This window comes from Actinokineospora auranticolor, assembly GCF_041897805.1.
Classification (GTDB): domain Bacteria; phylum Actinomycetota; class Actinomycetes; order Mycobacteriales; family Pseudonocardiaceae; genus Actinokineospora; species Actinokineospora auranticolor.
In genome coordinates, this window is the sequence record NZ_CP154825.1 from 6314740 (window position 1) to 6338510 (window position 23771).

The window sequence follows — 23771 nt, forward strand, 5'->3', positions numbered from 1 at the left end:
AACCGCCTACCTCTCGCAGGACACCGCGAACAGGGCCATGTCGTCGTGCGCCCGACCGCCGAGGTACTCCACGACGTCCCGCTCGACGGCTTCGCACACCACCGCGGGGCTCGCGCCCGCGTACGCGGGCAGCAGGGCGCGCAGCCGGTCCATGCCGTAGCAGCCGTCGGGGCCGCGGGCCTCGTAGATGCCGTCGGTGAACATCAGCAGCGTGTCGCCGGACTCGAGGCGCAGCGCGGTCTCGGTGTAGGCGACGTCCGGGAGCACGCCCGCGACGGTGCCCGCGACCTCGGTCTCCACCACCGACCCGTCGGCGCGCACCAGCAGCGGCGGCGGGTGGCCCGCGACGGCGAGGGTGACCTCGGCGGAGCGGCCGTCGGCGGCCGGGCGGACCCGCGCGCACACGACCGTGACGAACCGGTCCGAGTCCTCCTCGTAGAGGACGGCGTTGAGCGCGGCCAGCACACCGCCGGGGCGCCGGTCGAAGTGGTACGCGGTGCGCACGCTCTGCCGGGCGCGGCCGGTGAGCACCGCGGCCTCCACGCCCTTGCCGCAGACGTCGCCGAGCACCACCAGCCAGTCGTCACCGGAGCCGTGCACGTCGTAGAAGTCGCCGCCGATGTCGAGGTGCTGGGCCGCGGCGCGGAACCGGGCGGCCAACCGCAGGCCGTCGGGGCGCGGCAGCACCGGCGGGCGCAGGCCCGACTGGAGCACGGACGCGACCCGGGTGCGCTCCTCGTAGAGCCGCGCGGAGTCCAACGCCGTGGCGGCGCGAGCGGCGACGACCTCGGCGAGCGCCACGTCCTCCTCGGTGAACCCGCGGCCCGCGCCGCGCACCAGGACCAGCACGCCGACGGTGGAGCCGCGGGCGGTCAGCGCGACGCCGAGCACGTCGGCCGGGCGCAGCGCGGTGGCCTCGGACCGCAGGCCGTCGTGCGGGATCATGCTGTCGAGGCCGTCGGCGTGGCCGGTGTCGACGACGTGCAGCAGCTCGGAGCGGCCGGAGCGCAGCACTCGGGTGAGCCCGAGGTCCTCGGCCTCCGCGCGGTGCACGGCGGTGGAGAACGTGGGGTTCTTCCCGCCGAAGAGGGACAGGCGGCTGGAGCTGTCGTCGGCCATGGCGAGCATGACCCAGTCCGCCATGCCCGGCCGGACCAGCGCGAAGAGGCGCAGGATGGTGCGCCGCAGGTTCAGCGAGCCCGCGAGCTGGGTGGTGACCTCGGCGGTCAGCGCGATCCGCTCCCGGGCCCCGGCGAGCAGTTGCTGGTCGCTGAGCAGGGAGCGCGTGCCGTGCTCGGCCTCGGCGGGTGCCGCTCGCTCACCGAGCGGCGGTGCCTGCGCCCCCGGCGCGGCGGGCTTGCTGCCCGTCATCGGTCACTCCTCGCTTCTTCGGTCGAGGACAGCGGAGGGGATCAACGGTACTAGCAACCGCGGGCGGGCTACTTCGCGGACTCGCGGTGCCGGGCAACCGGTTCCACCATCCGACCGCCGACACCCGACCCCGCCGGGACGGCGAAGTCGGCCCACACCCACTTGCCGACGCCGTCGGCCTCGTGCCCCCACGCGTGGCTGAGCGCGTCGACGATGGTCAGGCCGCGGCTGCGCTCGGACAGCAGGCTCGGCGGCTTGCGCACCGGCACCTCGCGGGTGTCGTCCCAGACCCGCAGCCGGACCCGCGGCGCGACCAGCGACAGCTCCACTCGGATCTCGCCGACGCCGTGTTCGATCGCGTTGGTCACCAGCTCGGACGCGGCCAGGATCACATCGCAGACCAAGGTCTCCACCACACCCCACGAGCGCAGCGCCGCGCCCACGAACTCCCGGGCCTCCCCCGCGGACCGGCTGGCAGAGGGCAGGCGGGTGGCCAGTTGTCGCACCCGTCCGCCGTTCTCGGCCTCGTGGCGCACCCGGCCGTCGTTCGCCGCCTCGCTCACGTTCTCCGCACCACCCCTCGCGCGCACCGCGCGTCGGTCCAGCATCCCTGCCCGCGCTGTCCCCGTATCCCCCGGTCCCCGGCGGGACCCACGTGCCGAGGGGACAGCACGACGTTCACGCCGGGAGGGATACCCCGGTCGGAATCGGGTGAACCAACCGCGGGGTGAACAGCGTCGACCGCACCACCCACCACGAGCCGCCCCGGCCCGGTCTCGGTGCCGGGGCCGGGGCCGGGGCGCGCCGCCCGCCGGTCCCGGGGACCGGCGGGCACGCGGCCGATCGGTCCGGGCGCGGGCCCGGACCGGGAAGCCGTCAGGCCTTGTCGGAGCCCGCGAGGCCGAAGACCTCGGCGAGCCCGGTGATCTCGATGATCCGGCGGACCCGCTCGTGCGGGGAGTCCAGCACCAGCGAACGGCCGGACTCCTCGGCCTTGCGCAGCGCGGCGACCAAGACCCGCAGCCCGGCGGAGTCCATGAACTCCACTCCGGACAGGTCCACCCGCACCCCGCCGCCGGGCTGCGCCAGCGCGTCGTCGAGGGCCTGCTCAAGCTGCGGCGCGGTGGCCAGGTCCACCTCGCCGGTGACCTCAACGACAACCGGGTCGGTGCCCGAGCTGTTGATCTCCACTGTCTGTCCTTCCCTCACCGCAGGCGCATGCGCCGCGCTCCCGCGCGGCCGTCCACGCCGACGTCACAGTAGTAGTCGCCGCCGCACCGGGCCGGACGCCCGGCGGCGGGGTACCGATCGCCCCTCGTCAGACGGCCGAACGGCCGGTTGCCGGGTACGCCGTTTCGGGCTCCGGGCCCCGGGGTAGTTCCCGGTCGAACCCGCTGTGCGGAGCGGGCACCGAGGAGGGACCGACCATGGCCGAGATCACGCGACTGCCCAAGCCCGTCTCCGACGAGTGGTCGTGGCAGCTCAACGGCTCCTGCCGGGGCGCCGACAGTATGATGTTCTTCCACCCCGACGCCGAGCGCGGTCCCGCCCGGCACGCCCGCGAGGAACGCGCCAAGGCCGTCTGCCGCGCCTGCCCGGTGCTGCAGCAGTGCCGCGAGCACGCGCTGGCCGTGCAGGAGCCCTACGGCATCTGGGGCGCGATGGGCGAGGGCGAGCGCCGCACCCTGATCGCGCAGCGCAGGCGCTCGCTCCGCGTCTCCTGAGCGCGGGCGGCACCCCACGGGCCCGACGGCGGCGCGTGGGGTGGGTAAACCCGGCAGTCTTCGGCTCGTGCGCCGCGGACCGCGCGCGGACCACCGCTGTCGTGACCGCCACCCCCGTGCGGGGACTGGCGGTGACGAGACCGGTGGCCGCGCGGGCACTGTCGAGCGGCGCAACTCAGCCCGCCAGCGTGTCCTCGCCGAGAGCGGCGCGCAGCCGCTCCAGCGTCTTCGCCAGCAGCCGCGACACCTGCATCTGCGACACCCCCACGCGGCGGGCGATGTCGGCCTGCGACATGCCGCGGAAGAAGCGCAGCACGATGATCTTCTGCTCGCGCTCGGGCAGCTCGGCCAGCAGCGGACCGAGCGCGCGGCGGTTGTCCACCTCGACGAGCCGGTCGTCCTCGTAGCCGAAGCGGTCGCCCGCGGGTTCGGCGAGCCGGGCGTCGAGCGAGGTGCCCTGCTTGGCGGCGCTGGCCACGAGCGCCTCGTAGACCTGCTCCTTGGTCAGCCCTAAGTGGTCGGCCAGCTCGCTGGGCTTGGGCGCGCGGCCGAGCTTCTGGCTCAGCTCGTTGCGGCCCGCGGCGACGGTGACGTGCAGTTCCTTGAGCTGGCGGGGCACCCGCACGGCCCAGCCGGTGTCCCGGAAGTGCCTGCGCAGCTCACCCATGATGGTGGGGATGGCGAAGGCGTAGAAGTTGCCGCGCTCGGCCTCGAAGCGGTCCACGGCCTTGATCAGGCCGATGGTGGCGACCTGGACGAGGTCCTCCAGCTGGTCACCGCGCCGGTCGAACTTGCGCGCGAGGTTGCGCGCCAGGTCCATGTGGTCGGAGACCAGGTCGCCGCGCAGCTGCGCGCGGCGCGGGTCGTCCGGGGCGAGCGCGGCCAGCTCGCGGAACCGCTCGACGTCCGAGCTGTCCCGGTCCTCCGATCTCGGTTGGGAGGTCACCGCGGGTCAGCCCCGGCGGGGCCGGGCACGGCCAGCAGCTCGACGCGGATGCGGAAGCCGCCCTCGACGGGCGCGACCTCCTCGGTGACGGAGGTGGCCAGGGCGGTCAGGATCTGCCAGCCCATCGCGTCGGCGGACGGTGGCTGCCCGTGCTCGGCGTCGACCTCGGCGCGCACCCGGATGCCGTGCTCCGCGGGCTCGAACCGGCAGACCAGCGCGCTGTCCCCGGCGGCGGCGCGGACCAGCAGCGAGCAGGCCTCGTCGACGGCCATCCGCAGGTCCTCGATGGCGTCGAGGTCGAAGTCCATGCGCATCGCGATGTCGGCCGCGAAGGACCGCAGCAACGGCACCTGCTCGGCGTCGGCCCACACGCGGACGTCGACGTCGCGCACCCCGTGGGCACGTGAGACCGGGCTGGTTTCCACCTCAGACACGCTGCTCCTCCTGCCGTCCTGGCACTCGCGGTGGACCGTACCGCGCTTGTCGAAATGGTGGAGCGGGGTGGGACTCGCGCCCAGCGGGCACCTTCGCCACCCCGCCCCACAGCGAGAAGTTCGCGGGGCAGGACCCTGCTGACTGTTACCCCTCCACCTCCCACCTCAAACGGGTGATGCGGAGAGATTTCGCGACCGGCCATCGCGCCAGGTCAGACCGCCGGGCGGTCAGCGGTCGGGTTTGGGTTCGGTGGCGCCCGCGCGGTCCGGGTGGGCGCCGAGGAGGGACGCGGGGCGGATGGCGGCCGTGCCGAAGCGGGTGCGGGCCTTGTCCGCGGCCTGGTCCGCTTCCCGCCACCCCTGCGCGGGCGCGTCGATCGCCAACTGCTCCGCCCCGTCGGTGGACAGCTGCTCCACCCGGATCCCGATGAGCCGGATGGCGCCGGGCGGGGTCTGCTCCGCCAGCAGCTGCGCCGCGGTCCGGTAGATCTGCTGGGTGACGTCGGTCGCGACCGCGAGCGTCTTGGCGCGGGTGATGGTGGTGAAGTCGGCGTACCTGACCTTGATGGACACGGTTCGCCCGCGCAGCCCGCGTTCGCGCAGGGTGGCGGCCGTGCGTTCCGAGAGGCGGAGCAGTTCGCGGCGCATCAGGTCGCGGTCGAAGTGGTCGACGTCGAAGGTCTCCTCGGCGCCGATCGACTTCTCCGCCGTCTCCGGGACCACCGCGCGGTCGTCGTGGCCGCGGGCCAGGGCGTGCAGGTGCTCGGCCATGGCGGTGCCCAGCAGCCTGCGCAGCCGGGGCAGCGGGGCCGCCGCCACGTCGGCGACGCGTTCGAGGCCGATGTCGACGAGGCGTTGCGCGGTCTTCTTGCCGACGCCCCACAGCGCGGAGACCGGGAGGGGGTGCAGGAAGTCGGTGAGGTCGGCGCGCGGGACGACCAGCATGCCGTCGGGTTTGCCGAGGCCGGAGGCGAGCTTGGCGATGAACTTCGTCGGGCCGACACCGACCGAGCAGGTGATGCCGTGCTCGGCGCGCACCCGTCGGCGGATCTCGGCACCCACCTCGGCGGGCGTCATCCGCAGCCGCCGCAGGGCGCCGGCGACGTCGAGGAACGCCTCGTCCAGGCTGAGCGGCTCGACCAGCGGGGTGACGTCGCGGAAGATCGCCAGCACCCCGGCGGACACCTGCTGGTACAGCGCGAAGGTCGGCGGCAGGTAGACCGCCTGCGGACACAGCCTGCGGGCCTGGCTGGTCGGCATCGCCGAGCGCACGCCGAAACCGCGGGCCAGGTAGTTCGCCGACGACACCACCCCACGCGGGCCGATCCCGCCGACCACCACCGGCCGGTCGACCAGTTCGGGGCGCTCGCGGATCTCCACCGACGCGTAGAAGGCGTCCATGTCGACGTGCAGCATCGGGCACCCCGTGTCGTCCGGCCACGTGTCGTCGCGGCCGGGGCCACCCACCGCCCGGAACCGCTCGACCAACCCCCGCGGCAGGTCCCCGCTACGCCCCATGGCCCCAGCGAACCACAGACCCCCGACAGGGGATCAGCGCCGGGCGACGCCGTGCAGGCGGGTCGCGATGTCGCGCAGCGGCGGCGTGACGGCCGCCACGACCTCCAGCTCGGCCAGCGCCTCCGCGGCACCCGGGTTGGCCTCCAGCACCGACCCCGGCACCAGGTCCGCCACCACCGACTGGCCCTGCACCAGCTCCACCGCCAGCCCCGCGCCCGCCAGCAGCGCGCGCAGCCCCTCGGTGTCGAACCGGCGGACCAGGCCGGTCGCGCCGAACGCGCCGGTCTCGTGGGTGAGCAGTTCGCGGGCCTCGGTCAGCTTCCCGGACACCGCGCGCTGGAGCACGGCCGCGTACCGGTTGGCCACCAGCACCGACAGCGCCCCGCCCGCGACCAGGGACCCGGCCAGCGCGGCGACGGTGGCCGCCGGGTCGTCGACGACCTCCAGCAGCCCGTGCGCCAGCACCACGTCGGCCGACCCGGGCTCGACGAGTTCCCCGAGGGCGTCGCTGTCGCCCTGCACGGCGGTGATCCGGTCGGACACCCCGGCCTCCGACGCCCGCCGGTGCAGCGTGGCCAGCGCGTTGGGGCTCGGCTCGACCACGGTCACCGCGCAGCCCCACACGGCCAGCGGCACGGCGAGCACGCCGCTGCCGCCCCCGACGTCGAGGACGCGCGGCGCCGCCCCGCCCCGCCGCTCGCGCGCGGCGATCAGCTCGGTGTCGAGCACACGGCGAACAGCATCCGGTCGCATGGGACGAACTGTAGAGACTGGGAGCGGGCGTTCCCGAACCCGGCCCACCGCGGGTCCCGCGAAGTCCGGACGCTGGGTCGGGTTCGTGGCAGCAACTAAGGTCTGGGGTGTGCAGACGGTGGCAGTGCTCAGCCTCAAGGGCGGCGTCGGGAAGACCACGGTGGTGCTCGGGCTGGCCTCCGCGGCGCTGCGGCGCGGCGCCCGGACGCTGGTGGTCGACCTCGACCCGCAGTGCAACGCCACCACCACCCTGGACCCCGCCGAGACCGAGGCCACGCTCGCCGACGTGCTGGAGACCCCCCGCCCCGCCGTGCTCCGGGCGGCGATCGCGCCGTCGGCGTGGGGCAACGAGGTGGACGTGATGGTCGGCTCCGAGGAGCTGGAGTCGCTCAACGACCCGGACCCGGGGCTGCGCAGGCTGGAGAAGCTGGGCCGGGCGCTGGCCGAGCTGGGGTCGCTGCTGGCCGACGGGGAGCTGCCGTACCAGCTGGTGCTGCTGGACTGCCCGCCGTCGCTGGGCCGGTTGACCCGGTCGGCGCTGGTGGCCGCGCAGGGCGCGCTGCTGGTGACCGAGCCGACGCTGTACGCGGTGTCGGGGGCGCAGCGGGCGTTCGAGGCGGTCGAGCAGACCCGCGAGGAGCAGAACCCGAACCTGGTGCCGCTGGGCGTGGTGGTCAACCGGGTCCGCACGCACTCCTACGAGCACCAGTTCCGGATCGCCGAGCTGCGCGAGAGCTTCGGCCACCTGGTGATGCCGGTGGCGCTGCCGGACCGGCTCGCGGTGCAGCAGGCGCAGGGCGCGTGCACGCCGATCCACCACTGGCACACGCCGGGCGCGCGCGAGGTGGCGCTGGCGTTCAACCTGCTGCTGGCCCGGGTGCTGCGCACCGGCGGGCGCGGCAGGCACCAGGCCATAGCGTGGCCGGAGGACGAGGCGTCGGGCGAGTGAGCCGCGATGCCCGAGGGTGACACGGTCTACCGGACGGCCGCGCGGCTGACCGAGGCACTGGCCGGACAGGTGCTGGCCCGCGGCGAACTCCGCCACCCCCGTCTGTCCACTGTGGATCTCGCGCGGCGGGAGGTCACCGGTGCGCGCACGGTCGGCAAGCACCTGTTCCTGCGCTTCGACCGGAACCTGAGCTTCCACCACCACCTCGGCATGGACGGGCTGTGGCAGATCACGGCACCGCGGGCGCGGTGGCGCCGGGCCGTCCACCAGGCCAGGGCCGTGCTGACCACGGCGGACCACCAGGCGGTCGGCTTCCTGCTGGTCGAGATGAGCCTGGTCCCGACGACGGAGGAGGACCGGCTCGTCGCGCACCTGGGCCCGGACCTGCTGGACCCGTCGTGGGGCGCCGAGCACGCCGCCTCGGCGCTGGCGCGGCTGACCGCGGACCCGGCGCGCGAGATCGGCGACGCGCTGCTGGACCAGCGGGTGATGGCCGGGGTGGGCAACGTGTTCAAGGCGGAGATCTGCTTCCTGCTCGGCGCGTCGCCGTGGACGCCGGTGTCCGATGTGGACTGCCCACGCGCGGTGTCGCTGAGCCGGGAGCTGTTGGACCGCAACAAGATGAGCGTCGACCGGATCACCACCGGGGACGCGCGGCGGGATCGGCAGCTGTGGGTGTACGGGCGGCGGACGTCGCCGTGCCTGGTCTGCGGCGGACACGTCGTCACGACGACGCAGGGCGAGGCGCCACGGGAGCGGGTGGCGTACTACTGCCCGCACTGCCAACCGGGGCCGACCCCTTAGACCCCTTGGGTCAGCAGAAGAGAAGCCCGCACGGTTCGCGCGTTGTCGTGCGCGTGGTTCGGGTCGTAGTGGTAGTTGGTGGAGTTGTAGTCGTGGTGGGCGCGACAGTCGTAGTGGGACTGTGGGTGGTCGTGGTGGTGATGGTCGGGGCTGCGGTCGTAGTAGTGGTGGTGGTGGTACTCGTCGGCGGGGCCGACGAACTCCCCTCGGGAGCACTGGTCGACGTCTGCGCCGTCGAGCTCTCCCCCACCGGTGGCGGTGGGGCGACGTCCGTGGGGATAGCCTGAGCGGACCCGGAGGCCGGGATGGGCACCGGCACCACCTCCGCCGCGGGCTTGGGCGCCGGGAGTCCGCCGGACGCCACCCCGATCCCCTCGGTGAACAACACCGCCGCGGCCACACCGAGCACAACACCCGCCGCGATCCGTCCAGGCCGATCCGCTAACGCTCGCACCCTAGGCACACCTTAGTGAGTGATATTCACACACGCTGTGTATGTGGTTGGTCACCCTAGCATCGTCCGACCGGGTGACGGGAGAAATCCGTTTGTCGCCTCCCGGCGCAGCGCCTAGGTTCGGTGGTACACGAGAGAGGAGGTGGTCCAACGGTGTATTCCCATAGGACTCGTGAGGTGGCTGTCCGCTAGGACCACCCCATCCGTCAAACGATGGCAGCCGGCCTGACGCACACGGCTGACACCGGGCCAACCCGGTGCCGTAGGGCGCGGGCGCGTGGTCGGCGAATACCAGGCAGTCACCCAGCCCTCGGGCATCCGGGACCCAGTCCGCCCCGGACCCGTCCGCCGCCTTGTCGGACGGGAGCGCGCCCGGGGGCTGTCCTATACCCGGCCCCGGCCACCACACCCCACGCGAGGCAGTGGCCGCCTGCCGCGGGCGCTCCCCACCGGCCACCACGTCCACCGGAGCCGACCCCGCGACCACCGATCTCCGGCTCCCGATTTCCACCGCGCTCCTCGGCACACCACCGGCACTCGGCAACTCGCGGATCGCCGGCGTCACGCCCGAGCACCCGCGGCCCAACCGGTCACCACAACCGATCAGCCGCTACCGATCAGCCGCAGGCGCACTCCCCCATCGCGACTTCCCCTGAGCCGACCCCGGCGACCACGGATCCCCGAGGCCGCTGCCGGCATCGTGGCTCCGCACCCCTCCTCGGCACACCGCCGCCGCCCAGCGATTCACAGCGCGGATCCGCGCATCACCCCTGAGCACGCCACAGCCCAACCAGGCACCACACCCCACGCGAGGCAGTCGCCCCAGCCGCAGGCGCTCCCCACCCACCGCGACTCTCACCTGAGCCGATCACGCCTACAACGATTCCCGGCACCGTCGCGGGCGTCATCGCGCAGCTCGGCGGCCAGACCCCGCTCGGTCTGGCCCGGCGGTTGGCCGAGGTCGGCGTGCCGATCGTGGGCACCCCGCCGGAGGCCATCCACCCGGCCGAGGCCCCGGCGCCCGCAGCCGCCAACCGGACAGCCCGGTTCCCGCACCGCCACCGACCGACAATTCACGCGGATCACCCGTCCCGGCACCGCGCCCGAGCGCCCCGCAGCCAACAGCCACCACCCCACGCGAGGCCGTGGCCGATCGGTGACCTCCACGACGCCCACCAGCCCCACAGGCGAACCAGGCGCCCCGCGCGACGCGACGGCCCACCCCGTTCTCCGCCTGACGCGCCTTCCGCCCAGTCGACCCCGCCGCCCGTCAGTCCTCCGCGCTCTCCACCTGTTGCAGCTTCCGCCAGGCCAAGCCCGCCGCGCGCTCCGCCGCCTTGGCGTCTCGGCGGGCCGTCTGGAGGGTGCGGCGGGCGTCCAGTTCCGCGTGTTCGGCGGCGTCCAGCGCCGCGTTGAGTTCGCGGACCCGGGACTCCGCCTCGGCCACGGCCGTCTCCGCGTCCCCCACCGCCCGGTCGGCCTCCGCCCGCTGCGCCTCCGCGTCCTTCACCGCTGCCTTGGCCTGCGTCAGCGCCGCTTTCCGGCGGGCCGACGGCGACTCGCGGCGAGGTGCCGGGTCGCTGCGCGGCGCGATGGTCAGGCCCGGCCACGGCTCCGCCACCACCAGGTCGCGCGCCGCGGCCAGGCGGGCCGCGCGCAGCCGTTCCCCGGATGACGGGTCGGCGACCGCGGCGGACAGCATCTCCGCCAGTTCCCTGGTGATCGCCTCGCTCAACGCCTCGCCCGCCAGGGTGACCAGCCGATCCACCAACCGCGTGCGTTCCTGCACAAGTTCCCGCAGGCGGCTGCCCGCGCCGTCCTCGTGGGCGGTGCGCAGGCCGTCGCCCACGGCCAGCAGTTCCTCGACCTCGTCCGGGTGGGCGCGCACCAGGCGGTTCAGCAGCCAGGCCGCGGTCGTGGGCTTGGGCAGCTTCTCGATCCGGGCGGCGGCCTCCCGGTCACCCGCCGCGCGGGCGGCGCGGGCCAGGTCGCGGCGGGCGGGGACGAACTCATCCCTCGGCAGGGTGTACAGGTCGTCCTCCGTCACACCGTCCATCATGGTCCAGGTGACCGGGTGACACGATGGGGTCCGTGGTCTACAAGCAGCTCCTCCGCCGCACCCTGTTCTCCCTCGGCCAAGGCGACCCCGAGGTCGCGCACGAGCGCACCATGGCCGCCCTGGTCCGGCTGTCGAAGGTCCCCCCGGCGGTCACCGCCCTGCGCCGCGCGTTCGGCGGGAAGACCCAGCACACGGTCTTCGGCGTGACCTTCCCCGGGCCGGTCGGGCTCGCGGCGGGCATGGACAAGGACGGGCGGGCGCTCAAGGCGTGGCCCGCGATGGGGTTCGGGCACGTCGAGGTCGGCACCGTCACCCGGCACGCGCAGCCGGGCAACCCGAAGCCGCGCCTCTACCGGCTGCCCGAGAGCGAGGCGATCATCAACCGGATGGGCTTCAACAACGCCGGTGCCGACGCGCTGGCCGCCCGGTTGGCGGAGGTCGGCCCGGTCGGCGTGCCGCTGGGCATCAGCATCGGCAAGTCCAAGGTCACCCCGGTGGACGAGGCCGTCGAGGACTACCGCCACTCGCTGCGCGCCCTGCACCCCTTCGGCGACTACTTCGCCATCAACGTCAGCTCCCCCAACACCCCGGGCCTGCGCGGCCTCCAGGACCGCGCCGCCCTCGACGCCCTGGTCGGCGAGCTGCGCCGGGAGTCCCAGGAGCTGTCGAGCACGCCGAAGCCGCTGCTGGTCAAGATCGCCCCCGACCTGACCGACCAGGCCATCGCCGAGGTCCTGCAGGTCTGCGCCGACCACGGCGTCGCGGGCGTCATCGCGACCAACACCACCCTGGCCCGCAACGGCCTCACCGCCGCCGAGCGCCCGGTCGGCGCCGAGGCGGGCGGCCTCAGCGGCAGGCCCCTCGGCCTGCGCGCGCGCGACGTCGTGGCCTTCGTCGCCAAGGAGACCGGCGGCGCGCTCCCGGTCATCGGCGTGGGCGGGGTCTTCGACGTCGACGGCGCCCTGCGGCTGCTGGACGCGGGCGCCGACCTGGTCCAGTTGTACACCGGTTTCGTCTTCGAGGGCCCGCAGCTGGTCCGGCGGATCAACCGCGCGGTCGCGGCCCGGTAGTCCGGCCGTCGCGGCGGGTGCGGAGCCAGCGCAGCAGCGGGTACGCCGTGACCACCGCGACCGCGCCCCAGGCGATACCCCCGACCGTCACGCCCCCGATGGCGATCTTCAGGTCGCCGACCCCGGCGACCACCGCCACCGCGACCACGGCCAGGTTGACGGGGTCGGCGAAGTCCACCCGGTCGGTGAACCAGATCCGCACGCCGACCAGCGCGATCATGCCGTAGAGCAGGATCGTGGCGCCGCCGAGGACGCCGTCGGGGATGGTGTTGACCAGCGCGCCGAACTTGGGGCTCAGGGACAGCGCGATGGCGGTCAGCCCCGCCACCCCGTACGCGGCGGTCGAGTAGACGCGGGTCGCGGCCATCACACCGATGTTCTCCGCGTACGTCGTGGTGCCGGAGCCGCCGCCCGCCCCGGCCAGCACGGTGGCCAGGCCGTCGGCGATGAGCGAGTCGCCGACGCTGCCGTCGAGGTCGCGGCCGGTGACCGCGGCGACCGCCTTCACGTGGCCGACGTTCTCCGCGACCAGCACCAGCACGACCGGGATGACCAGCAGGATCACCGACGGCCGCACCTGCGGCGCGTGGAACTCCGGCAACCCCAGCCAGGCCGCCGAGGACAGCGCGTCGAGCCGGTCCTGGCCGAGCGCACCGCTCACCGCGGCCACGACCCAGCCGACGACGATGCCCGCCAGGATCGACAGCCGCGACAGCAACCCGCGCGCGACCACCGCGCAGGCGACGATCACCGCGAGGGTCAGCAGCGCGATCCACGGCTGCGCGGCGAACGACCGGGTGGCCGCGGGCGCCAGGTTCAGCCCGACCAGCACGATCACCGCCCCGGTGACCACCGGCGGCATGACCGACTCCAGCAGCCGCACGCCCAGCGCCTTGACCGCGACCCCCACGCCGACCAGCAGCAGCCCGGCGACCAGCACGCCGCCGAGCTGCGCGGCCATGCCGTCCTGGGCGGCGGCGGTGAGCGGGGCGATGAACGCGAACGACGAGCCGAGGTAGCTGGGCACCCGGTTGCGGGTGATCACCAGGAAGAGCAGTGTGCCCACCCCGGAGAACAGCAGGGTGGTGGTCACGGGGAACTTGGTCAGCGTCGGCACCAGCACGGTGGCGCTGAACATGGCGGCGACGTGCTGCGCGCCGAACCCGATGGTCAGCGGCCAGCTCAGCCGCTCGCCCGGGGCGACGACCGCGCCGTCAGGGACACGGCGGCCGTCGCCGTGCACCGACCACAACGCCAACGCTGCCTCCGCCGCCCGCCCCGCCGACTCGCTGCCGTGCATGGTGCCACAGCACGTAGTCGGCAAGTCGATACGACACCGTGATGTTCACACAAATGACCTAGCGGCTGTCGAGCCCACTGGGAATTCGTGACGGAACGTCAGCGATGCCAACTCCACGCGGTCAGCCGCGGTGGATCCAGGACAGCGCGAGTGCGTACGGGTCGCACGTGGCGCCGCGACCGGAGCCGATCCAGGAGACCGCGGTGTCGAGCAGGCAGCCCGCGCGGGCCCGGTCCAGGCCCATGCCGTCGGCGATGACCCAGAACTCGGTCTCGTAGTCGACCATCCTGGCGACCTGCGTGGTGACGCTGGTGCGCAGTCCGGTGGCGTCCATCGTCGAACCCTCCTCTCGCGGGTACCAGTGGTGACACGGATTCGGCGCCGCCGCATGATGCGCCTGACCGGGTGACAACGATCACCGCCCGTCGACCGGTTCGCCGGCTCGCTGTGCCGAACGGGTGAACCCACCCGCCGCCGCGGACCCCCAGGACCGCGGCGACGACACCGACCATTGTGGACGGCCAAGGAATCCTCGGACGGTCTTTCGATCCAGTTCGAACGAACCGGCCTACCGGCCGGGGAACTGGCGCAGCGCCTCGGCCACCCCGGTCAGGTGGTCGGCGGCCTCGGTCAGGTCCGGCCCGCCCTCGGCGAGCGCCGCGACCGCCGCCCCGGCCGCCACCAGCAGCCCCCGGTACGCGGTCAGCCGGGCCTCCATCCGCCCGTGCAGGGTGCGGATGTGCTCGGTGAGGCCGTGCGCCTGCGCGGACCGGGCCACCTCGCGGGCCCGCTCGACGGACAGCAGGCGCTCGCCCAGCGTCCGGATGATCGCCGCCGCGTCCGCCGCGCTCTTGCGCGCCTCCCGGACACCGAGCCCATCGGCCTCCAGCAGGTCGAGCAGCTCGGCCAACGCGTGCTCGACCTCGGCCAGGTCGAGCAGCGGCTGGTAGGCCCACGAAGTCGGCCCCGGCTCGGTGTTCCGCTCGGGGGCGGTGATCATCGCGTCGTACACCGCGCGCGCCAGGTCCGCGTTGGCGGTCGAGCGGACGTGCCGACGCAGCTGCAGGGCCCGGTTGAGCGTCGCGACCGACATCACCAGCAGGAACAGCGCATAGAAGACGGCCTCACCGTCGTCACCGTTCTCGAGCGACTCGTAGACCCCGACCAGGGGGAACAGCGTGACCAGGCCCTCGAGGACGACGAGCACGAGCTGCCGCAAGTGGTACCAGTTGTTCCTGCGGGTGTCGCGGGCGAGGTCCGCCGCGGTGTACGCGGGCTCCTCGGGGACCCGTGCGGTCGGCTCGGTCACCGCGCCTACCCCTTGGACAGGTCACGCAGCGCGGACGCCAGCGCGGCCATCCGGTCGGTCTCGTCGGAGAGGTCCGGCCCGCCCACGGCCGACGCGGTGACCGCGTCGCCCACCGTGACCAGCAGCTGCCGGTAGGCCGCGATCTGACCGGTGATCTTCTCGTGCAGGGTGCGGACGCTGGTCGACAGGCCGTCGGCCGCGGACTGCGCCCGCTCGAGCACGACCAGCCGGTCCGCGAGCGCCCGGACGGACGCGGCGGCGGACTTGGCCGTCGACCGCACCTCGGCGACGTCGATCCCGTCGGCGACCAGCAGGTCCAGCAGCTCGGCCAGCGCGGACTCGGAGTCCGCCAGCTCCCGCAGCGGCTGGTGGGCCAGCGACGACTCGGGTGGCCCCGCCGGCTCGGCGGGCACCGGCGGCGGCGCCTGGGCGGGCACCGTGAAGGGGTGCGGACCGTAGAGCGGCGACCCGTACGGCGGCGGGCCGTAGGGCGGGGGCACGAAGGGCGGCAGGGCGTTGTAGGGCGGCGCGGGCGGGGTGCCGTAGCGGGCGGCCAGGGTACTCAGCCGGGCCTGGACCAGCAGCGGACGCGGGTCCTCCCGCAGGTGCCGGGCCCGCCTGCGGGCCGTGCGGATCATCGCCGAGCCGGTGATGGTCGCGACGACCGCGCAGACGACCGCCGCGCCGACTTCGGGCTCGATCAGGCTGGCGAGGAGGCCGAGGGTGAAGGAGAGGGCCATCAGCCCTTCGAGCCATAACCACGCCAGCATGGCCGCACCGCGCAGGCGGTGCCTGCGCACGGCGGCGACGAGGTCGGGTGGGTCGGCCAACGCGCGCTACCCGCGCGAGAGGTCGCGCAGCGCGGACGCCAGCGCGGCCAACCGGTCGGTGGCGTCGGTCAGGTCTTGGCGCGGGGTGGCGGCCGAGCTGGCCGCCAGCGCGCGGGCCGCGGCGGCGAGCAGGCCACCGTAGCCCTCCAGGCCGTGGTCGAGCTGCTCGCGCAGGGCGCGGACGGCGTCGGTGAGGTGGCCGCGTTCTACCGGCGGCGCGTGGTCGCGGGCCCGCTCGACGGCCTGCAACTGGGCCGCGACCCCGCGCAGCGCGGCGGCGGCCTCGGCGCCGGTGGCCCGGGCCTCGACCACCGAGTCCGGCGGCACGAGCGCGCCACGGGACAGCTGGTCGAGCAGCTCCCGCAGCGAGTCCTCGGCCTCGCCGAGCCGCGTCATCGGCTCGCGGGCCGCGGACCCGCGGGCGGGCAGCACGACCGGCGGTGGCGGCGGCTCGGGCAGCGGCTCCTTGTGCAGCCGCCACGCCCGGAAACCCGAGGTGACGGCGGCCAGCCCGGACAGCGCCGCCGCCCCGATCAGGGCCGGACCGGCCAGGCCGGGCGCGGCGGACGCGGTTTCCACCACGACCGCCCCCGCTCCCGTGCCGACACCGGTCACGGCCCACATCTTCGTCTGGCGCACGGCCGCGCGCCTGCGCCGCAACGCCTTGGCCCGGGGGTCGCGCCACCCGGAGAACGCGGTGCGCACCACCTCGGCGTACTGGCCCCGCCAGTCCTTCATGGCCTGGGAGACCAGCTCGTTGCCCACCTTGAACAGTTCGTGGCGCCGCGGCCGCATGGGCGCCCGCTCAGGAACCAGCCTGCGGGTTGGCCTTCTGCTCCTGGGCCACCCGCTGCTGGATCTCGGCCTGGATGTTCGCCGTCGCGGACCCGGCCGCCGAGTTCCCGCTGGTCACCTGGCCCGCGACCGCGCCGCCGCCCATGGAGGCGCGGATCTGGTCGAGCCGCGAGCGCCCGGCCAGCTCGGTCGTGGAGGCCTGGACCTCCAGCATCCGGCCCTGCACCGAGTTCTGCGCCAGCTCCGCGGAGCCGAGGGCGGTGGTGTACCGCTTCTCGATCTTGTCGCGGATCTCGTCGAGCGACGGCGTGTTGCCGGGCGCGGCGAGTTCGCTCATCTGGTTGAGCGAGCGCGACACCTGCTCCTGCATCTTGGCCTGCTCCAGCTGGCTGAGCAGCTTGGTGCGCTCGGCCAGCTTGTTCTGCAGCAGCATGGCGTTGCGCTCGACGGCCTGCTTGGCCTGGGCCGCGGCCTGTAGCGCCTGGTCGTGCAGCGTCTTGAGGTCCTCGATGCCCTGCTCGGCGGTCACCAACTGGGTGGCGAAGCCGGTGGCGGCGTTCTCGAACTGGACCGCCTTCTGCTCGTCGCCCTTGGCCCGGGCCTCGTCGGCGAGCACCAGGGCCTGCCGGGCGGAGGACTGCAGCTTCTCCACGTCGCCGAGCTGCCGGTTGAGCTTCATCTCCAGCTGCCGCTGGTTGCCGATGACCGAGGCGGCCTGCTGTGAGAGGGCCTGGTGCTGACGCTGGGCCTCCTCGATGGCCTGCTGGATCTGTACCTTCGGGTCGGCGTGCTCATCGATCTTCGACGAGAACGACGCCATCATGTACTTCCAGAACTTGACGAATGCGTTGGCCATCGTCTCCCGCCCTGCCTTCTTCCCTCTGCCGGTTTCTCTGGACCCACCGCCGCTCGCACCGACGAAACGGCAACGCACCGGCACCGCTGTGGGTTCCATCGTGTCAGGTGCGACCCGGCCGTTCCACCGGACCCGCCAGAAATCAGGGATCAGCCCCTAGGCGGCCCTGAGGAACCGGACCGGCCTTCGGGGTATCCCCGGACCCCGGTACGCCTACCCCGGGTGGTCGACGCGCCACCGCCCGGCGCCGTGATCATCACGGGCCGGGCGGTGGCGGGGTGTCTTGGCTGTTCAACCGCCTCTACGCGGCGTAGACGGCGCCGGCGCGAGCCGGGTTCATGGTGGCGCCGATCGAGGTCTCGATGCGGTGCGACAGGGCCGGTTGGATGCGCAGGTCGGCCAGGTTCTCGCCGATCACCGCGGGCACCAGGCGACCGCCCTCCGCGGCGGCCCGGGGGCCGGTGTCGCGGGTGGACTCCAGCGCCTCGACGGGTTCGCGCTCGCGCTCGGGCACGCCGTCGCGGACGGTGGCCAGGGAGCCGAGGTCCGAGGCCGCGCCGATGTCGGACGCGACGTTGTACATCAGCTCGGACAGCGGCAGCGCCAGCGCGTCGCAGATGGCGGCCAGCAGCTCGCTGGAGGCCTCCTTGCGCCCGCGCTCGACCTCGGACAGGTAGCCCAGGCTCACCCGTGCGGAGCGGGAGACCTCGCGCAGCGTGCGCCGCTGGTTGGTGCGGGCGTGTCGGAGCCGATCACCGATCGCCTCGCGCAACAGCACGGTCATCGCGCACCTCCCTTCCTCGACGGGCCCGGTCCGCGCGCCGCACCCGATCCCGCGGGGGCGGGTCGGCGCGTTGCCGTCATGGAGACAACGTTACCGACCGGAACTGACAGAGCGCAGCGACTTCCCGGGTAGTCCGCCAAGAGCGAACGATCCGGAGGGGCCGCGTGTTCCCCGGACCGGGGCGGACGTGGGTGCGGGCGGGGCGGTGCGGGGTGTACCGAGGGTGACGCTGGGCTCACACGAAAAGGGTACCCAGGTCGTCGCCGAGGTCGGCGGCCACCAGCCGCAGCCCGGCCAGGACCGCGGCGGCGCGCACGTGCTCGCGGTCCCCGACCGTGGTGATCGTCACGGCCCGTGGTCCCCGCGGTCCGTCGAGCGCGACGTGCGCGGTGCCGGGTGGCACGCCGTCCTGCGGGTCCGGTCCGGCCACCCCGGTCAGCCCGACGCCGATGTCCGCGCCGCAGCGCGACCGCGCGCCCGCCGCGAGTTGGGCGGCCACTTCGGGGTCGACCGCGCCGCGAGCCGCCAGGAGCCCGGCGTCCACACCGGCCAGTGACGCCTTGAGGTCGGTGGCGTAGACGACGAGCCCACCGCGCACGACGGCGCTGGAGCCGGGCACGCCGGTCAGCACGGCGGTGAACAGCCCGGCGGTCAGCGATTCGGCGGCGGCGATCGTCTCGCCCCGGTCGCGCAGCGCGGCCACGAGCGCCGCGACCGGCACCCCGGGCAGCAACGCGACCTGGGTCACTGGCCGACCGCGCGCAGCCCGCGCGCGCGGAGCTTGACCGCGCGGACGACGTAGTCCACGCCGGTCACAACCGTCAGCACCACGGCGGCCCCCATCGACACGTACGCGACCGGTTCCAGCCAGGACGGCAGCGGCAGCAGGTAGGCGCCGATGGCGAAGATCTGGGTGAGGGTCTTGACCTTGCCGCCGCGGCTGGCCGGGATCACGCCGTGCCGGATGACCCAGAACCGCAGCAGGGTCACGCCGACCTCGCGGGCGGCGATGACCAGGGTGATCCACCAGGGCAGCTCGCCGAGGGCGCTGAGCCCGACGAGCGCGGCCCCGGTCAGCGCCTTGTCCGCGATCGGGTCGACGATCTTGCCGAAGTCGGTGATCAGGCCGTGCTTGCGGGCGAGCCTGCCGTCGATGTGGTCGGTGATCGAGGCGATGGCGAACACCGCGAACGCCACCAGCCGCCACCCGGTGTGGGCGCCGTCCTCGGCGAAGAGCGCGAGGAGGAACACCGGCACCAGCAGCAGCCGGGACAGGGTGAGCAGGTTGGCCACGTTGAGCAGCGGCACCCGGGTCGGCTCGGGCAGGTCCGGGACCGCTTGGGCCACCGGTTCCGGCGCGGCTGGCGGCCCGTCGAGCAGCTCGGCGTCCACCGGTCCCATGACGTCGGCGCGGTCGTCGCCGACGGTCTCCCCCGGCCCCCCGGTGGCCGCCGAACTCACGGCGACACCGGTTCGCGCTGGACGATCTCGATGGGTTCCACGATCAGGTCGACGCCCTCGGTGTCGACGACGCGGGCACGCACCAGGTCGCCGACCGCGAAGGAAGCGCTCTCCAGGCCTTCGGGACCGTCGATGACCACGCACTCGCCGTCGACCTCGGGGGCCTGGTGGGCGGCGCGGCCGACGCAGTCCTCGTCCTCGTCCTCCGCGCGCTCGACGAGCACGACGACCTCGGTGCCGATCCGGTCCTCGGCGCGCTGCGCGGTCAGCTCCTCGGCGAGCGCGGAGATCCGGGCGACGCGGGCGGCGACGGTGTCCACGTCGTGCTTGCCGTCGAGCTTCTCGGCCTCGGTGCCGTCCTCGTCGGAGTAGCCGAACACGCCGACCGCGTCGAGCCGGGCGGCGGTGAGGAACTTGACCAGCTCCGCCACGTCGTCCTCGGTCTCACCGGGGAACCCGACGATGACGTTGCTGCGGATGCCCGCCTCCGGGGAGTGCGCGCGGATCTGCTCGACCAGGCCGAGGAAGCTCTCGGTGTTGCCGAAGCGGCGCATCCGGCGCAGCACGGTCTCGCTGGCGTGCTGGAAGGACATGTCGAAGTAGTCGGCGACCCCGGGGGTGGTGGCGATGGCGCGCACCAGGTTCGGCCGGGTCTCGGCGGGCTGCAGGTAGGACACCCGGACCCGGTCGATGCCGGGTATCGCGGCCAGCCGGGTGATCACCGCCTCCAGCGCCCCCTGGCCCGCGTGCTCGCGGCCGAGGTCCTTGCCGTACGAGGTGGAGTTCTCGCTGACCAGCACCAGCTCGCGGGCGCCCTCCCGGGCCAGCCACGCGCCCTCGGCGACGATCTCGTCGGGGTGCCGCGACACGAACGACCCCCGGAAGCTCGGGATCGCGCAGAACGAGCACCGCCGGTCACACCCGGAAGCGATCTTGAGCGAGGCCACCGGACCGTCGTCGAGCCGCTTGCGCAGGACCGTCGGCCCCCACGCGTGCCCGGGAACGCTCACCTCGGTCTGCGCGGCGGGCCGCTCGACCGGGGAGATGGGCAGCAGGGTGCGCCGGTCGACGGGCACGTGCGAGGGCACCGCGTGCCCCGCGACCACGTCGCCGAGGCGCTCGGCCAGGTCCGGGTAGTGGTCGAACCCGAGCACGGCGCTGGCCTCGGGCAGGCTGTCGGCCAACTCGGCGCCGTAGCGCTCGGCCATGCAGCCCACGGCCACCACCTTGGCCCCGGTGTCGGCCGCGGCGAGCAGCGTGTCCACCGAGTCCTTCTTGGCCGACTCGACGAACCCGCAGGTGTTGACCACGATCACGTCGGGGGCGGCCTCGTCGAGGTCCACCAGCTCCCACCCGCCGCCGGACAACCGCCCCGCGATCTCCTCGGAGTCGACCTCGTTGCGGGCACAACCGAGCGTGAGCATGGCGACGCGACGTGATGTGGTGGGAGAGGACACGGTCAAAGGGTAACCGCCTGGTGTCGAGGTGCTGGACCCGAGCGGACCGGACGGTTCCGCGACGGGTCCGCCGGGCATGATCGGCGCAGGTGCCACCGCGGTGAAGGGAAGATCGACATGGCCAGCGAGGACGACGTCCGCAGAGCGGCCCTGGAACTACCGGCGACAACGGAGAAGCCGTCGTACGGAACCCCCGGCTTCCGGGTCAAGGACAAGCTCTTCGCCAGAATCAAAGACAAAGACACCCTGGTCGTGTGGTGCGCGGACGAGTCGGAGAAGCAGGCCCTCATCGCAGCGGACCCGGACCGCTACTTCACCACCCCCCACTACGACGGCTACCCCTCCGTTCTGGTCCGCCTCTCGACCCTGGACAACACGACCCTCACCGACCTCCTCCTAGAGGCTTGGCGAGTCCGCGCCCCCAGCAAACTCGTCGCCGAGTTCGACGCCACCTAACCCGCCCCGCTCCCCCACCCACTTTTCAAGATCGCCCCCGCCGCCCCCCAAAAAAAGTCCCCTCCCGCCCGGGGGCAGGGCCTGCCCCCGGGCGGGAGGGGACTCGTTTTCGGGGCGGCGGGACTCGTTTCGGGGCGGCGGGGGGATCTTGAGAAGTGGTCAGGGGTGTTCGTGGACGACGGGCGGGAGTGGGCGCTTTCGGGGAGAGCGGATCGTTTCCGGAGCGGCAAGCTGGACTTGAGGCAGTCAGGGACACTCGACGACGGCGTTGATGATCGTGGGCAGGCTCGCGTTGCGCCGGTGTGCGGCTCGCGCGTCGCGGCTCGACGTCTCTCCAGGGGCGGTCGGGCCACCGGGCCGATCAGTGGGCGTGCGGAAGTCGACGCCGCCGTCCGTGGTGGCAGCTGTCCGCGCGTCCACTGACCTGGATCCGGCGATCGGCCTGTCCGTTGAACTCGCTCCAGCCGAAGCCGCGCCCACCGAATCCGTCAACCGGGCCCGAACAGCCCCAGCACCGAACCCGGCCGGCCCGCCGCAGGTCCGCGACGCTTCCGCAAAGTTCAGCACGGCGAGGCAGAGGACGGCCGGAGGAAGAGGGCTGACAAGCGGTCAGAGGCGTTCGAAGACAGCCGCCAGGCCCTGTCCGCCGCCGATGCACATCGTCTCCAGGCCGTACCGGGCGTCGCGGCGGCTCATCTCGCGCAGCAACGTGGCCAGGATGCGCCCACCGGTCGCCCCCAGCGGGTGCCCCAGCGAGATCCCCGACCCGTTCACGTTCGTCCGGTCCCAGTCGCCCTCGCCGAACCCCCACTCCCGCGTCACCGCCAGCACCTGCGCCGCGAAAGCCTCGTTCACCTCGATCAGGTCGATGTCCGCCAACGTCAACCCGGCCCGCTCCAGGGCGCGCGCGACAGCCGGAACCGGCCCGATCCCCATCGTCGAGGGACCCACTCCCGCCACGGCCCAGCTCACGACCCGGGCGAACGGGCGCAAGCCGAGTTCGGCAGCCTTCTCCGGGGTGGTCACCAAACACGCCGCGGCGCCATCGTTCTGGCCGCTGGCGTTCCCGGCCGTCACAGTCGCGTCCGCGTCCTGCCGCCCCATGATCGGCCTGAGCTTCGCCAGGGTCTCCGGCGTCGAATCCGGACGGGGGTGTTCGTCGCGGTCGACGACCCCGAGCTTCGGCACCGACACCGGCACGATCTCGTCCGCGAACCGCCCCGCCTCGATTGCCGCCACCGCCCGCTGGTGGGACCGCGCCGCCAGCTCGTCCTGCGCACCGCGCCCGATCCCGTACTCGCGGCGCAGGTTCTCCGCCGTCTCCACCATCCCGCCCGGCACGGGGAAGTTCACCCCGCCCGCCGTCACCCGGGCCCGCGCCAGCCGGTCGCGCAGCTCCACCCCGGTTCCCTTGACGCCCCACCGCATGGCCGACGAGTAGAACTCGACCTGGCTCATGTTCTCCGCGCCGCCCGCGATGACCACGTCTTGCGCGCCGGTCTGCACCCGCATGGCCGCGTCGAGCACCGCCTGCAGGCCGGACCCGCAGCGCCGGTCGACCTGCGTCCCGGGCACGGCCACCAGGAGCCCGGCGTCCAGGGCGGCGACCCGGCCCAGTGCGGGGGCCTCGCCGTTGGGGTGGCACTGGCCGAAGACCACGTCCTCGACGAGTTCGCCCGCTCCGGTGCGGCGCAGCAGTTCACGGATCACCGTCGCGGCCAGCTCCGTGACCGGGACGTCGGTGAACACACCGCCGAAGCGGCCGACCGGGGTGCGGATCGGCTCGCAGATGACCGCTTCGCGCATGGCTCCTCCGCGGGGACGCTGGTTCGCTTCCCGCCGATTCTGCCCCGTCACCGCCCGCGCCCGACGCGCGACTATCTTCGCCGGTGTGAAACCGCTGGTACGCCGGGCGCGGGCGACGGACGTCCGCGCCATGAAGGCCGTGATCGACACCTACGTCGGCAAGGTCCTGCTCGCCAAGCCCCTGGTCACGCTGTACGAGGACATCCAGGAGTTCTGGGTCGCCGACCTCGACGGGCAGATCGTCGGCTGCGGGGCGCTGCACGTGCTGTGGGAGGACATCGCCGAGATCCGCACGATCGCGGTGTCGCAGGCGGCGCGCGGCCGTGGCGTGGGGCACCTGCTCGTCGAGCGGCTCATCGGTGAGGCCAGGGAGCTGGGCCTGGCGCGGATCTTCGTGCTCACCTTCGAGACCGACTTCTTCGCCCGGCACGGGTTCGTGGCGATCGACGGCACGCCGGTGAGCCCCGAGGTGTACGCGGAGATGCGCCGGTCGATGGACGAGGGCGTGGCGGAGTTCCTCGACCTGGAGTACGTGAAGCCCAACACCCTGGGCAACACCCGGATGCTGCTCAAGCTCTGACCGGCGGTCACCGGACCTTAACCGGTATTTCGGTCCGGGTAGCCCGAACGGTGGT

Annotated in this window: 26 protein-coding genes; 7 read left to right on the forward strand and 19 right to left on the reverse strand. The window is 73.6% G+C overall.

Annotated elements, in window-relative coordinates; genetic code table 11:
* Positions 1-6 precede the first annotated feature (6 nt).
* The 3 genes from V5P93_RS27455 to V5P93_RS27465 all read right to left on the reverse strand — a co-directional run bounded on the left by V5P93_RS27455 (position 7) and on the right by V5P93_RS27465 (position 2562).
* Positions 7-1371 carry a PP2C family protein-serine/threonine phosphatase gene (locus V5P93_RS27455; protein WP_104479621.1) on the reverse strand — a complete coding sequence of 455 codons (1365 nt, stop codon included), beginning with the start codon at positions 1369-1371 and terminating at the stop codon, positions 7-9.
* Positions 1372-1439: 68 nt separating this feature from the next.
* Positions 1440-1934 (reverse strand): ATP-binding protein, encoded by a 495-nt coding sequence (locus V5P93_RS27460; RefSeq protein WP_245931312.1) that lies wholly within the window; start codon positions 1932-1934, stop codon positions 1440-1442.
* 313 nt (positions 1935-2247) lie between these two features.
* Entirely contained in the window at positions 2248-2562 is a 315-nt protein-coding gene (locus V5P93_RS27465) for an STAS domain-containing protein (RefSeq protein WP_219823986.1), read from the reverse strand.
* A 236-nt stretch (positions 2563-2798) separates the two neighbouring features.
* Between V5P93_RS27465 and V5P93_RS27470 the strand changes: the two genes are divergently transcribed.
* Entirely contained in the window at positions 2799-3095 is a 297-nt protein-coding gene (locus V5P93_RS27470) for a WhiB family transcriptional regulator (protein ID WP_104479618.1), read from the forward strand.
* A 175-nt stretch (positions 3096-3270) separates the two neighbouring features.
* Here the strand turns inward: V5P93_RS27470 and V5P93_RS27475 are convergent, their stop codons facing one another.
* The 4 genes from V5P93_RS27475 to V5P93_RS27490 all read right to left on the reverse strand — a co-directional run bounded on the left by V5P93_RS27475 (position 3271) and on the right by V5P93_RS27490 (position 6746).
* Positions 3271-4041, reverse strand: coding sequence for a SigB/SigF/SigG family RNA polymerase sigma factor (locus V5P93_RS27475; protein ID WP_104479617.1), 771 nt, complete (start codon positions 4039-4041; stop codon positions 3271-3273).
* Positions 4038-4475, reverse strand: coding sequence for an ATP-binding protein (locus tag V5P93_RS27480; RefSeq protein WP_104479616.1), 438 nt, complete (start codon positions 4473-4475; stop codon positions 4038-4040). Before V5P93_RS27480 ends, V5P93_RS27475 begins: the two co-directional genes overlap by 4 nt.
* 228 nt (positions 4476-4703) lie before the next feature.
* Positions 4704-5993, reverse strand: a complete 1290-nt coding sequence (locus V5P93_RS27485; RefSeq protein WP_104479615.1) for a DNA polymerase IV — start codon at positions 5991-5993, stop codon at positions 4704-4706.
* 33 nt (positions 5994-6026) lie between these two features.
* Positions 6027-6746 carry a bifunctional 2-polyprenyl-6-hydroxyphenol methylase/3-demethylubiquinol 3-O-methyltransferase UbiG gene (locus V5P93_RS27490; RefSeq protein ID WP_104479614.1) on the reverse strand — a complete coding sequence of 240 codons (720 nt, stop codon included), beginning with the start codon at positions 6744-6746 and terminating at the stop codon, positions 6027-6029.
* A 109-nt stretch (positions 6747-6855) separates the two neighbouring features.
* On the opposite strand from V5P93_RS27490, the gene V5P93_RS27495 reads away from it, so the two are divergent.
* The 3 genes from V5P93_RS27495 to V5P93_RS27505 all read left to right on the forward strand — a co-directional run bounded on the left by V5P93_RS27495 (position 6856) and on the right by V5P93_RS27505 (position 8786).
* A complete protein-coding gene (locus V5P93_RS27495; protein ID WP_104479613.1) occupies positions 6856-7695 on the forward strand; it encodes a ParA family protein in 840 nt (279 codons plus the stop codon).
* 6 nt (positions 7696-7701) lie between these two features.
* On the forward strand, positions 7702-8499 hold the full coding sequence (locus tag V5P93_RS27500) for a DNA-formamidopyrimidine glycosylase family protein (protein ID WP_104479612.1): 798 nt from the start codon (positions 7702-7704) through the stop codon (positions 8497-8499).
* 92 nt (positions 8500-8591) lie between these two features.
* Positions 8592-8786, forward strand: coding sequence for a hypothetical protein (locus V5P93_RS27505; RefSeq protein ID WP_181043523.1), 195 nt, complete (start codon positions 8592-8594; stop codon positions 8784-8786).
* A gap of 1437 nt (positions 8787-10223) precedes the next feature.
* On the opposite strand, the gene V5P93_RS27510 is transcribed toward V5P93_RS27505, so the two are convergent.
* Entirely contained in the window at positions 10224-11000 is a 777-nt protein-coding gene (locus V5P93_RS27510) for a hypothetical protein (protein WP_146108043.1), read from the reverse strand.
* Between the two features lie 44 nt (positions 11001-11044).
* On the opposite strand from V5P93_RS27510, the gene V5P93_RS27515 reads away from it, so the two are divergent.
* Positions 11045-12082 carry a quinone-dependent dihydroorotate dehydrogenase gene (locus V5P93_RS27515; protein ID WP_181043522.1) on the forward strand — a complete coding sequence of 346 codons (1038 nt, stop codon included), beginning with the start codon at positions 11045-11047 and terminating at the stop codon, positions 12080-12082.
* Here the strand turns inward: V5P93_RS27515 and V5P93_RS27520 are convergent.
* The 10 genes from V5P93_RS27520 to rimO all read right to left on the reverse strand — a co-directional run bounded on the left by V5P93_RS27520 (position 12057) and on the right by rimO (position 20841).
* Positions 12057-13382, reverse strand: coding sequence for a uracil-xanthine permease family protein (locus V5P93_RS27520; RefSeq protein ID WP_181043521.1), 1326 nt, complete (start codon positions 13380-13382; stop codon positions 12057-12059). The two genes, V5P93_RS27515 and V5P93_RS27520, sit on opposite strands and share 26 nt — an antisense overlap.
* Before the next feature lie 121 nt (positions 13383-13503).
* Complete coding sequence (locus tag V5P93_RS27525) at positions 13504-13716, reverse strand: hypothetical protein (RefSeq protein WP_104479608.1); 213 nt, start codon at positions 13714-13716, stop codon at positions 13504-13506.
* A gap of 234 nt (positions 13717-13950) precedes the next feature.
* Positions 13951-14691: a hypothetical protein gene (locus V5P93_RS27530; RefSeq protein ID WP_104479607.1), complete on the reverse strand. Its 741-nt coding sequence runs from the start codon at positions 14689-14691 to the stop codon at positions 13951-13953.
* A 5-nt stretch (positions 14692-14696) separates the two neighbouring features.
* On the reverse strand, positions 14697-15521 hold the full coding sequence (locus V5P93_RS27535; protein ID WP_104479606.1) for a hypothetical protein: 825 nt from the start codon (positions 15519-15521) through the stop codon (positions 14697-14699).
* Positions 15522-15527: 6 nt separating this feature from the next.
* Positions 15528-16316: a hypothetical protein gene (locus V5P93_RS27540; RefSeq protein WP_245931311.1), complete on the reverse strand. Its 789-nt coding sequence runs from the start codon at positions 16314-16316 to the stop codon at positions 15528-15530.
* 10 nt (positions 16317-16326) lie between these two features.
* Entirely contained in the window at positions 16327-17172 is an 846-nt protein-coding gene (locus tag V5P93_RS27545; protein WP_104479605.1) for a PspA/IM30 family protein, read from the reverse strand.
* Positions 17173-17473: 301 nt separating this feature from the next.
* Positions 17474-17956, reverse strand: a complete 483-nt coding sequence (locus tag V5P93_RS27550; protein WP_104479604.1) for a helix-turn-helix domain-containing protein — start codon at positions 17954-17956, stop codon at positions 17474-17476.
* A gap of 235 nt (positions 17957-18191) precedes the next feature.
* A complete protein-coding gene (locus V5P93_RS27555) occupies positions 18192-18704 on the reverse strand; it encodes a CinA family protein (protein ID WP_104479603.1) in 513 nt (170 codons plus the stop codon).
* The gene (pgsA, locus tag V5P93_RS27560; protein ID WP_104479757.1) at positions 18701-19357 is read right to left on the reverse strand and encodes a CDP-diacylglycerol--glycerol-3-phosphate 3-phosphatidyltransferase; all 657 of its coding nucleotides are present in this window, start codon (positions 19355-19357) and stop codon (positions 18701-18703) included. Before pgsA ends, V5P93_RS27555 begins: the two co-directional genes overlap by 4 nt.
* A gap of 56 nt (positions 19358-19413) precedes the next feature.
* On the reverse strand, positions 19414-20841 hold the full coding sequence (gene rimO, locus V5P93_RS27565) for a 30S ribosomal protein S12 methylthiotransferase RimO (RefSeq protein ID WP_104479602.1): 1428 nt from the start codon (positions 20839-20841) through the stop codon (positions 19414-19416).
* Positions 20842-20991: 150 nt separating this feature from the next.
* Between rimO and V5P93_RS27570 the strand changes: the two genes are divergently transcribed.
* Entirely contained in the window at positions 20992-21330 is a 339-nt protein-coding gene (locus V5P93_RS27570; RefSeq protein ID WP_104479601.1) for an MmcQ/YjbR family DNA-binding protein, read from the forward strand.
* A gap of 609 nt (positions 21331-21939) precedes the next feature.
* Here the strand turns inward: V5P93_RS27570 and V5P93_RS27575 are convergent.
* Complete coding sequence (locus tag V5P93_RS27575) at positions 21940-23136, reverse strand: acetyl-CoA C-acetyltransferase (protein ID WP_104479600.1); 1197 nt, start codon at positions 23134-23136, stop codon at positions 21940-21942.
* Between the two features lie 85 nt (positions 23137-23221).
* Here V5P93_RS27575 and V5P93_RS27580 point away from each other — a divergent pair, with 85 nt between their 5' ends.
* Positions 23222-23716, forward strand: coding sequence for an amino-acid N-acetyltransferase (locus V5P93_RS27580; protein WP_104479599.1), 495 nt, complete (start codon positions 23222-23224; stop codon positions 23714-23716).
* Positions 23717-23771: the final 55 nt, after the last annotated feature.

Excerpts from the sequence above, each read along its gene's own strand:
- V5P93_RS27485 (WP_104479615.1), bottom strand. The coding sequence starts at position 5,993 with ATGGGGCGTAGCGGGGACCTGCCGCGGGGGTTGGTCGAGCGGTTCCGG.
- V5P93_RS27550 (WP_104479604.1), bottom strand. The coding sequence starts at position 17,956 with ATGACCGTGCTGTTGCGCGAGGCGATCGGTGATCGGCTCCGACACGCC.
- V5P93_RS27575 (WP_104479600.1), bottom strand. The coding sequence starts at position 23,136 with ATGCGCGAAGCGGTCATCTGCGAGCCGATCCGCACCCCGGTCGGCCGC.
- V5P93_RS27520 (WP_181043521.1), bottom strand. The coding sequence starts at position 13,382 with ATGCACGGCAGCGAGTCGGCGGGGCGGGCGGCGGAGGCAGCGTTGGCG.
- V5P93_RS27500 (WP_104479612.1), top strand. The coding sequence starts at position 7,702 with ATGCCCGAGGGTGACACGGTCTACCGGACGGCCGCGCGGCTGACCGAG.
- V5P93_RS27490 (WP_104479614.1), bottom strand. The coding sequence starts at position 6,746 with ATGCGACCGGATGCTGTTCGCCGTGTGCTCGACACCGAGCTGATCGCC.
- V5P93_RS27570 (WP_104479601.1), top strand. The coding sequence starts at position 20,992 with ATGGCCAGCGAGGACGACGTCCGCAGAGCGGCCCTGGAACTACCGGCG.
- V5P93_RS27540 (WP_245931311.1), bottom strand. The coding sequence starts at position 16,316 with ATGCGGCCGCGGCGCCACGAACTGTTCAAGGTGGGCAACGAGCTGGTC.
- V5P93_RS27525 (WP_104479608.1), bottom strand. The coding sequence starts at position 13,716 with ATGGACGCCACCGGACTGCGCACCAGCGTCACCACGCAGGTCGCCAGG.
- V5P93_RS27455 (WP_104479621.1), bottom strand. The coding sequence starts at position 1,371 with ATGACGGGCAGCAAGCCCGCCGCGCCGGGGGCGCAGGCACCGCCGCTC.
- rimO (WP_104479602.1), bottom strand. The coding sequence starts at position 20,841 with ATGCTCACGCTCGGTTGTGCCCGCAACGAGGTCGACTCCGAGGAGATC.
- pgsA (WP_104479757.1), bottom strand. The coding sequence starts at position 19,357 with ATGGGACCGGTGGACGCCGAGCTGCTCGACGGGCCGCCAGCCGCGCCG.
- V5P93_RS27470 (WP_104479618.1), top strand. The coding sequence starts at position 2,799 with ATGGCCGAGATCACGCGACTGCCCAAGCCCGTCTCCGACGAGTGGTCG.
- V5P93_RS27545 (WP_104479605.1), bottom strand. The coding sequence starts at position 17,172 with ATGGCCAACGCATTCGTCAAGTTCTGGAAGTACATGATGGCGTCGTTC.